Origin of the sequence: Thalassolituus sp. UBA2009, from assembly GCF_002335285.1 — a bacterium.
In the GTDB taxonomy this organism is placed as follows: Bacteria; Pseudomonadota; Gammaproteobacteria; order Pseudomonadales; family Oceanobacteraceae; genus Venatoribacter; species Venatoribacter alkanivorans.
The window spans coordinates 54,591-63,838 of record NZ_DDCJ01000032.1 but is presented as its reverse complement, the minus strand read 5'-3'; the positions used below and the strand labels follow the sequence as shown (position 1 = coordinate 63,838).

The following is a 9,248-nucleotide window of genomic DNA, read 5'->3' as shown; positions in this document are numbered from 1 at the left end:
GTGCTGCTGAAAGCGTGCGGCGATGTCTTTCATCGGTGCGGTAAAGTTGGAGGCCACCGCCACCATGACTTCGGCGGCGATGGCCTGTGCCGGTACGAGAAAAGAAAAAAACAGCAGACCGATAAACGCCAGCGGAGCTATGCCATACCGGTGGAGTCTGAACATTCGGGAACCTCTTCAGTGCTGCTGTTGTATTTAACAGCGCTGTTTATACCTGATTCTATGCACTGGGGCATCTTTGCCCTTTTTCAGGCCTTCTGTTCTGACCTTCTTTGCTGGCACTGTTTCAGATCCTGCCTGAACCTGAAGAGCCGGCAGAGTGATCATCATGTGACAATAATCCGGCAGGCCCTGAGTATTATTCGTCTTCAAATACCGGTTCGGTTCCCGGATGGAACTGATCACTGCCGTACAGTTCCGACAGTAATTTTGCCTCACCATTCGGCTGTACCATACGCGCATGATGGCGGGTTAATTTACGCGGCTCATCCACTCCGCAGGAGTGGGCAATAATACCGACTTCCTGATTCAGGGTTTCAACAAAATGGGCGACACGGGCGGCTTTATCCGTCGGCACCAGACCACGCTGCAAACGCGGGTTATGGGTGGTAATGCCGGTCGGGCAGGTATTTTTATTACACTGCAACGCCTGAATACAGCCCAGGGCAAACATAAAACCACGCGCACTGGTAACAAAATCGGCACCGACACACAACGCCCAGGCAACCCGGTCAGGAGTAATTAATTTACCCGAAGCGACAATGCGGATGCGCGGCCGTAATTTATATTCATCCAGCACATCCACCAGCATCGGCAATGCCTGTGCCAACGGCAGGCCCATGTAATCCATTAACGATTGTGGTGCAGCACCGGTACCGCCTTCGGCACCATCAAGGGTAATAAAATCCGGTGCCGACTCTGCGCCACGCACATGAATCGCACGGCATAAATCGCGAATCCAGCTAATGTCTCCCAGCACCGCTTTAAAGCCGACCGGTTTACCGGTGATGGCTCTTACCTGAGCAATCATATCCAGCAGATCATCTACCGAGCGGACTTCCGGATGACCATTAGGTGAGATCGAATCTTCTCCGGCTTTAATATGACGGATCGCGGCAATTTCAGCCGTTACTTTTTCGCCGGGTAAAATCCCGCCTTTACCGGGTTTGGCGCCCTGACTGAGTTTAATTTCAAACATACGTACCTGTTCATGAGCGGCAATCGTACGTAGTTTTTCCTCATCCAGCTCACCGAACTCATTGCGTACTCCGTATTTGGCCGTGCCAATCTGGAAGACGATGTCCGCCCCGCCTTCAAGGTGATAGGGCGACAAGCCACCTTCGCCGGTATTCATCCAGCAACCGGCCAGACTGGCACCCTTGGATAAGGCCAAAACCGCCGGACGGGAAATAGCCCCGAAACTCATACCGGAAATATTAATCAGCGAAGACGTGGTGTACGGCGTGCGGCAATGCTCACCCAGAGTGATCGGGCCGGTATCGGCAAAATCGTGTTTCAGAGCCGGAAATGCGCTGTTTACAAACAGGATAGTGCCGGGAACATCCAGCCGGCGGGTCGAGCCAAAGGCGATGGTGGTATTTTCTTTTTTCGCGGCGCGGTAAACCCAGGCCCGCTCGGCGCGGTTAAACGGCAGCTCTTCGCGGTCCTGCGCAAAAAAGTACTGGCGGAAAAACTCACCCAGATGCTCAAAGAAATAGCGGAAGCGGCCAATCACCGGAAAGTTACGGCGCACGGTATGACGGGTCTGGGTAATATCCACCACATAGGCCACCAGTATCCAGCCTGTAACCGCCAGCGCCACCAGCCCCAGCAAGCCGACCAAAACAATGACGCCATAAGCAGCAATCAGAAATACTTCATCAGACATTATCCATCTCCGGCAATTGAACTGAGCAGACGAGGTCACAGCTTAGAGGCTGGAGGTTTAACTGTCATTACTGACAAAGAAAACGCTGTGATGCAGATCAGGATGCAGTCGCTTCAGCTCAGAATCTGTGCGGATGGCAGGCAAAAAAAGAGCAGTCAGGGCCTGTTAATACCAGTTAAACAGGCCCTGGGCTGCTTGGAGAACGAAGTCTGATCGGGTGCTGTGATCAATGAACATCGGGTGCTGATTTAGTGCCAGGACGTTCTGCCCGTCTCCTGGCTGACGGTATTCGAACCGCCTGTCAGGCAGTCGGGGTAATGTTTTTTACATTCTTGGCGGTGAAATAAGAGAACCCACCTTCGATATCGCCCACTTCTACCCGGTTAGGCGACAGCGGAGAGCTTTTGATTGCCGCGATATACAGACCATGGCAGGCAATCAGGTTCTTATCGACATCGTTAAAATGCGGTTGCGAGAAGGCAAACGTCTTACGTTCACAGCCACGTTCCAATGTGAGAATAAGCTGGGCATCGGTCAGTTCGTTAGCGCGTGAATAGTTCACATAGGTGACACGGTATGCCTGATCGAATTCGTACAAATATTGATCGAGTGTTTGGCGGCTGATGCTCATGGATAAATAAACCTGTATCGGTGATTACCCTTAGGTTTAGTCGCGGCAGTGAACCATCGCAATGCGGAATAACACAAATCTACAGATATTTTGTAAGCGTCATTTTTCAGTTAAAAATCGGGGGAGATTGTCTGCAGATGGAGAGCATTGATAGGAAAGTCAGGCGTCAATCTTTTGTTGTGTTACAGGATATAAACAGGATTTTACAAAGAAGATAAACAGCTGTTTTTTTGCTGTATTTACCTTCAGTGTAAAACCCTGATCAGCCGCCGCTACCAGTGGCGGGCAATATCTTTTAAGGCGTCACGAATGTCTGCAAAGTCATAGCTGAAGCCCAGCTCCTGCAACCGCTGCGGACGGACATCCTGACCTTTCAGCAGCAGCTCACCCATTTCGCCAAACAGCAGTTTAACCACCATCGCCGGCATGGGTAATAACGCCGGCCGCTGCAGCTCGCGCGCCAGATCCCGGGTAAAGTCGTGATTGGTCACAGGCTGTGGTGCCGTCATATTGATGACGCCATTAACAGTGTTATCAGCATCATGACTGAGCAAAAAATCAACAGCCCGGCAATAATCCTGTAAATGAATCCAGGAAAGGTTCTGACGGCCATCACCAATCATGCCGCCAAACCCCAGACTGAACGGCAGCCATAAACGCTTCAGCATGCCGCCATGTGTTCCCAGCACCACGCCGGTACGCAGGATCAGCAGACGCTCAGTCAGCGGTTGCAGGGGTTCCGCCGCCGCTTCCCAGTCCGCACAAAGCTGTGCCGCAAAATCCTTTCCCTGAGCATCCTGTTCGTTATGCGGTCGGTCATCCACACCACGATAACTGCCGTAGTAACCGATGGCTGAACCACTCAGCACCACTCGAAAGCGCTGACCGGTACGGCTGGCCCAGGCGGCCAGATTGCGGGTAAGAGTAATGCGGCTGTCCTGTAATACCTGCTTGCGGCCACGACTCCAGCGTTTATCAGCAATCCCTTCACCCGCCAGGTTTACCAGTACATCAAACTGGCCACCAAGCTGCTCAAAACCTGCTGCGGCTTTCACCATTCCGCCCCAGCGCCGGGCAACCCAGGCCGGACGGCGACTCAGCACGGTGATGTCAGCGCCCTGAGCCAGCCAGCGGCTGACCAGGGCCTGACCAATAAAGCCGGTGCCACCGGTAATCAGAATGCGTTGTTCTGTCATCGTGTTCTCCTTACCGGTGGTTTGCCTGATCGACTCAGAACTGACCGACGGCCATTTCCATCAGGCTGTCTTTACCGGCTTCAATTTCTGTCAGCAGAGCTTCGGTTTGTGGCAGCAATTTGTCCATAAAGAAACGGGCACTGTGCACTTTTGCCTGATAGAAGTCGGTTTCGGTTGAACCGGCGTCCAGCTGCTGCTGTGCAACCTGGGCCATACGGCTCCAGAAATACGCAACGGCGGTCAGGGCGAACAAACGCAGATATGGCGTTGCAGCTGCGCCGGCCTGCTCACGGTCACTCATGCCATTCTGCATCAGCCACATCGTCGCTTTCTGCAGACGGCCAATCGCCGCTTTCAGTTGGGACAGATGCGGAGCATCAGGATTATCGTTGATAAAACCGTCGAGCATGGCAAAGAAACGCTTCAGCGCCCGTCCGCCATTCATGCCGATTTTACGGCCCACCAGATCAAGCGCCTGAATACCGTTGGTACCTTCGTAGATACGGGTGATACGGGCATCACGCACCAGCTGTTCCAGCGGCCAGTCCTGAGTAAAGCCGGAGCCACCCATTAACTGCAGACCATCGTTGGCACAGAAAAATCCTTCATCGGTGAGGAAGGCCTTAACCACCGGCGTCAGCAACTGCACCATGTCATCGGCGTGTTCACGCTCGGCCGGATCTTCTGCGGTATGGGCAATATCCAGATTCAGTGCGGTGAAGTATGCCAGCGCACGGCTGCCTTCAATGGTGGCTTTCTGACGCAGCAGCATACGGCGTACATCAGGGTGCACGATGATCGGATCGGCTGGTTTATCCGGCGCCTGTGGACCCGCCAGTGAACGGCTTTGCAGACGGTCTTTGGCGAAGCCCAGAGATACCTGATAAGCCGCCTCAGCAACCCCCAGCCCCTGCAGACCGACCATCAGACGTGCGCTGTTCATCATCACGAACATTGCCTGCAGACCTTTGTGCGGCTCGCCAATCAGCCAACCTTTGGCTTCTTCAAAGTTCATCACACAGGTCGCAGAACCCTTGATACCCATTTTGTGTTCCAGACCGCCACAAAATGCCGGGTTACGGCTGCCGTCTTCCAGTACTTTAGGCACCAGGAACAGGGAAATCCCCTTGGAGCCCGCCGGCGCATCCGGTAATTTGGCCAGCACCAGATGGATGATGTTATCGACCAGATCATGCTCACCACCGGTAATCCAGATTTTGGTGCCGGAGATCGCATAAGAGCCATCCGCCTGCGGCTCCGCTTTGGTGCGGATCAGACCCAGATCGGTACCACAATGCGGCTCGGTCAGACACATGGTACCGGTCCACTCACCGCTGATCAGACGTGGCAGGAAGTAATCTTTCTGTTCGTTGGTGCCATAGCCAATCAGCGCATTCACCGCACCGTGGGTCAGGCCCGGATACATACCCAGCGACAGGTTGGCCGAACACATCATTTCTTCGGCCAGCGTGTTCAGCGTATGCGGCATACCCTGACCGCCGTATTCCACCGGAGCAGACAATGCCGTCCAACCCGCTTCAGCAAACTGCTTATATGCCTCTTTAAAACCATCGGGCGTGGTGACGCTTTTGCTTTCCGGGTCGTAATGACAACCCTGACGATCGCCGTTGGTGTTGGTTGGTGCGATAACATTCTGTGCCAGCTTCGCACCCTCAGTCAGCATGGCGTCCATGATGTCGCGGGTTGCGTCTTCATAGCCTGGCAATGCGGGTAAAATTTCATCACCTTTCAACAGTTCATACAGTATAAATTGCATGTCACGCAGGGGAGCCTGATAACTCATGGGGTATCCTCGTTGTTCAACGGGCCGCTAACGGCAGTTTATTTTCATACAGCTGTGCAAGGCATCTGAAACGATGCAAAGCATTTCCAAAGCTATGCAATAGTTATACATCACAAGGAAAAGCGCTACAATGGAAAACTTATACAGAGCCGATAAGGATTTTATATGGCCCGCATAGCAATCATTGGCGCCGGCATGGCCGGACTGAGCGCACTGCAACTTCTTGCCGCACAGGGGCACGAGGTGACGGTATTTGATAAAAGCCGCGGTTCCGGCGGACGCATGGCCACTAAAAAAGTTGGCGATGCCAGCTGGGATATGGGGGCGCAGTTTATCCGCGCCCACAGCGCTGCCTTTACCGCGCAACTGCAGCAATGGCAGCACTACGGCTGGGTTGAGGAATGGAATATGACTCCCTGGATTGCCGATGCCAAAGGTCTGCACCCTTCGCCGGATACTGTGCTGCGCTATGTCGGCATGCCGCGCATGACCGGCCTAAGCCGCTCGTTGCTGGAGCCTGCGGCGGCCTTTATCGCCAGCACCCGCATTGTCAGCGCCAGCCGCGGGGCAAGCACGGGTCAATGGTCACTGAGCTGCGATGATGGTAAGACATTCGGCCCGTTCGACGGCCTGCTGATCAACACGCCACCGCAACAGGCCATACCGCTGCTGAGCGCCGCGCCACAACTGGCAGCGCAATGTGAACAGGTGGATATGCTGCCCTGCTGGACACTGCTGCTGACACTGCCAGAGGCAATGAACTGCGCTGCAGATGCCGTTTTTGTTAAACAGGGCCCGGTAAGCTGGATTGCGCGCAACAGCAGCAAGCCCGGGCGTGACAATCAGAAAACCGGACCGAAAACAGGGCAGGAAACCGGTAAAGACAGCTGGGTGATTCAGGCCAGCCACGAATGGAGCCGCCTGCAGATCGATGCCCCGCGTGAGCTGGTGCAACAGGAACTGCTGAGCGCCTTCTTTGCAGCACTGCAACAGCCGCAACAACAACCCGACACGCTGTGGCTGCACCGCTGGTTATACGCAATACCAGCCAATAGCCTTACACTGGGCGCCTTAAGTGACATCGGGCAGCAACTCGTTGTCTGCGGCGACTGGTGCCACAGCCCCAGCCTTGAAGGTGCCTGGCTGAGCGGCCAGCAGGCTGCACGAACATTACTGACCACACTCCCGAATACGGCAGAAGAACCACTATGACACTGAAAACCGCTTCGATTCTGCTTGCCCACGGCAGCAGCGACCCGCACTGGCTGGCGCCATTCGATCAGTTATTACAACGCATCCGTGACAGCCTGAGCGACCCGGAGGCACGGGCCGAACTGGCCTATATGGAACTGGCAGAACCTTCACTGCAAAGCCAGATAAGGCGCCTGGCTGAAGAAGGCTATGGCCAGATCGATGTATTACCGCTGTTTTTTGCCGCAGGCCGCCATTTGCGTAAAGACGTACCCGCCATGCTGGATAACATGCAGCAGCTGCTGCAGCAGGAAGGTATGCATATCAGTATCCACTTACACCCCCCGATTGGCCTGGAACCTGAAGTCGCCAGAGCCATCAGCCAGGTCGTACTGCGCCAGCTGCAATAGCATCCCCACGGGCAGGCCTCCTGCCCGCATTTCCTGACTTCCGAAGATCCCCACCACGATATTGCAGCCAGTCTTTCTGTGCGCTGTATAACGCCACTCTGCACCACCCCATCCGCCCTGACAGACAAATTCCTTAACAATCATAGCCTTATACAAAAGTGAAAAAATATTATACAAAGATGATTGACTTGTAGAACTTATCAGCGCCAGAATGAACTTATACAACAAACGATGCATAGGTTATACATATGGCTCAGCAGCATCCCTTCAAGACCACACACAGCACCATTGGCTCCGACCGTATCCCGGTTGGTATCAGCGCTTGCCTGATGGGTCAGGCGGTACGTTTTAACGGTTCGCACAAGCGCTCACGTTTCTGTACCGACACTCTGAGCCAGTACTTTGACTTTGTATCTATCTGCCCGGAAGTTGCCATTGGTATGGGCACACCACGCGAGCCTATCCGCCTGGTCAGCGAACATGCCGCCGACAACAACGTCCGTGCCGTCGGAGTGACTGACAGCAGCATCGATGTTACCGATGCACTGGCAGAATACGGCGCCCGTCAGGCACAGCAACAGCAGCAACTGTGTGGCTACATCTTTATGCAGAAAAGCCCAAGCTGCGGCCTGTTTGGCGTTAAGCGCTATCTCGCCAATGGCCATCCTGAAGGCAGCACCCGTGGCATTTATGCCGATGCTTTCTGCAAAGCTCACCCGCTGTTACCGGTTGAGGAAGCCGGACGGCTGAATGATGCGGCGCTGCGTGAGAATTTTATGACCCGTGTATTCGCCTATCACGACTGGCAGCAGTTTCAGGCGGCCGGTATCAGCCGCAAAGGTCTGATCAGCTTTCACTCGCGTTATAAATATCTGGTCATGGCGCACAGCATGCTGCACTACAAGAGCATGGGACGCCTGCTGGCCAATCTGCGGGAAGGTAATCTGAAAATGCTGGCGCAGGATTATTTTGTGCAGTTAATGACAGCGCTGGCCAAACCTGCCAGCCGTAAAATGCACACCAATACGCTGATGCATTTACAGGGTTATTTAAAACAGCTGATCTCCGCCAGTGATAAAGCTGAACTGAGCGAAATCATAAATCAGTACCGCCAGGGAATTATTCCATTGGTCGTGCCGCTGACCCTGCTTAAACATCACCTCAACCGCTATGGCGAAAGTAACCAGTACGCCTGTCAGCAGGTGTATCTGAATCCGCACCCTTATGAACTGGGTTTACGGAACGCGATATGAATCGCCTCGATGATCGTGGTACCTACCCTATCCGGGAATTTGCCCGCCTTACCGGAGTTAATCCGGTAACGCTGCGTGCATGGGAAAGGCGCTACGGCATTATTCGTCCGGAACGTACCGAAAAAGGCCATCGCTTTTACACCGATGAGCATATTCAGCACGTGCGCCACATTCTGTATTGGCTGGATCAGGGTTACCCGATCCGCCAGGTAAAGTTACTGCTGAAAGATGGTCAGGAAAACAGCAGCAATAATAATGACGACTGGCTGAACCAGCAGCAGCAGGTTATCCGTGCCGCACAGCATCTGAATACACAACATCTCGACGAGCTGTGGAATGCCGGTTTTTCCAGCTATCCACTGGCCGTTTATTACGAGCGCTGTCTGTCACCTGTACTGCATTTTCTGCGCAGCAGCAGTACCCCCCTTATTGTGACACATGCATTCGAACATCTGCTGAAGCGCAAATTTGGCGCCATGCTGTTGCAGCAACAACGCCATAATAAAGGCCCGGTATTGTTACTTGCCACCAATCACGAGCATGCCGAAATAGAAACGCTTGCTTGTGCCTGTGCATTGGGAGCTGCAGAATTCCGGGTTGAATACTTTGGTCCACAACCAACACCTTCCGATCTGGGTTTAACCCTGACGATGATACCCGCAGCCAATGTCTGGATTCATTTTCATCCGTTAATTCCGGCTCACCAGCAACAGTGGCAGGACTACTTCAGCCATTGTCATGTGACACATTTTCTTTCCGGTGCTGCTCCGGATACACAAATACAGCATAAAACACTGATCAGATTACCTGATCAGTTATCCCGTCAGGTAAGAACCTTTATTACCGGCAATAACACTGAAAAAAACACTGAAAAA

8 protein-coding genes are annotated in these 9,248 nt (G+C 53.5%); 4 read left to right on the top strand and 4 right to left on the bottom strand.

Features of this window, described 5'->3' with window-relative positions; translation table 11 throughout:
- Window positions 1-358 precede the first annotated feature (358 nt).
- The 4 genes from B3P58_RS03815 to B3P58_RS03800 form a co-directional block, all read right to left on the bottom strand.
- Window positions 359-1,888: an FMN-binding glutamate synthase family protein gene (locus tag B3P58_RS03815; RefSeq protein ID WP_286716147.1), complete on the bottom strand. Its 1,530-nt coding sequence runs from the start codon at window positions 1,886-1,888 to the stop codon at window positions 359-361.
- A gap of 301 nt (window positions 1,889-2,189) precedes the next feature.
- On the bottom strand, window positions 2,190-2,519 hold the full coding sequence (locus B3P58_RS03810; RefSeq protein ID WP_260997197.1) for a hypothetical protein: 330 nt from the start codon (window positions 2,517-2,519) through the stop codon (window positions 2,190-2,192).
- 272 nt (window positions 2,520-2,791) lie between these two features.
- A complete protein-coding gene (locus B3P58_RS03805) occupies window positions 2,792-3,715 on the bottom strand; it encodes a TIGR01777 family oxidoreductase (RefSeq protein WP_286716146.1) in 924 nt (307 codons plus the stop codon).
- Window positions 3,716-3,749: 34 nt separating this feature from the next.
- On the bottom strand, window positions 3,750-5,519 hold the full coding sequence (locus B3P58_RS03800; RefSeq protein ID WP_286716145.1) for an acyl-CoA dehydrogenase C-terminal domain-containing protein: 1,770 nt from the start codon (window positions 5,517-5,519) through the stop codon (window positions 3,750-3,752).
- 165 nt (window positions 5,520-5,684) lie between these two features.
- On the opposite strand from B3P58_RS03800, the gene B3P58_RS03795 reads away from it, so the two are divergent.
- The 4 genes from B3P58_RS03795 to B3P58_RS03780 form a co-directional block, all read left to right on the top strand.
- A complete protein-coding gene (locus B3P58_RS03795; RefSeq protein WP_286716144.1) occupies window positions 5,685-6,731 on the top strand; it encodes an NAD(P)/FAD-dependent oxidoreductase in 1,047 nt (348 codons plus the stop codon).
- Window positions 6,728-7,120 (top strand): sirohydrochlorin chelatase, encoded by a 393-nt coding sequence (locus B3P58_RS03790; RefSeq protein WP_230331287.1) that lies wholly within the window; start codon window positions 6,728-6,730, stop codon window positions 7,118-7,120. Before B3P58_RS03795 ends, B3P58_RS03790 begins: the two co-directional genes overlap by 4 nt.
- A gap of 248 nt (window positions 7,121-7,368) precedes the next feature.
- A complete protein-coding gene (locus B3P58_RS03785) occupies window positions 7,369-8,373 on the top strand; it encodes a YbgA family protein (RefSeq protein ID WP_230331288.1) in 1,005 nt (334 codons plus the stop codon).
- The coding region (locus tag B3P58_RS03780) for a MerR family transcriptional regulator (protein WP_286716143.1) at window positions 8,370-9,248 on the top strand (879 nt) is incomplete at its 3' end. The genes B3P58_RS03785 and B3P58_RS03780, both read left to right, overlap by 4 nt.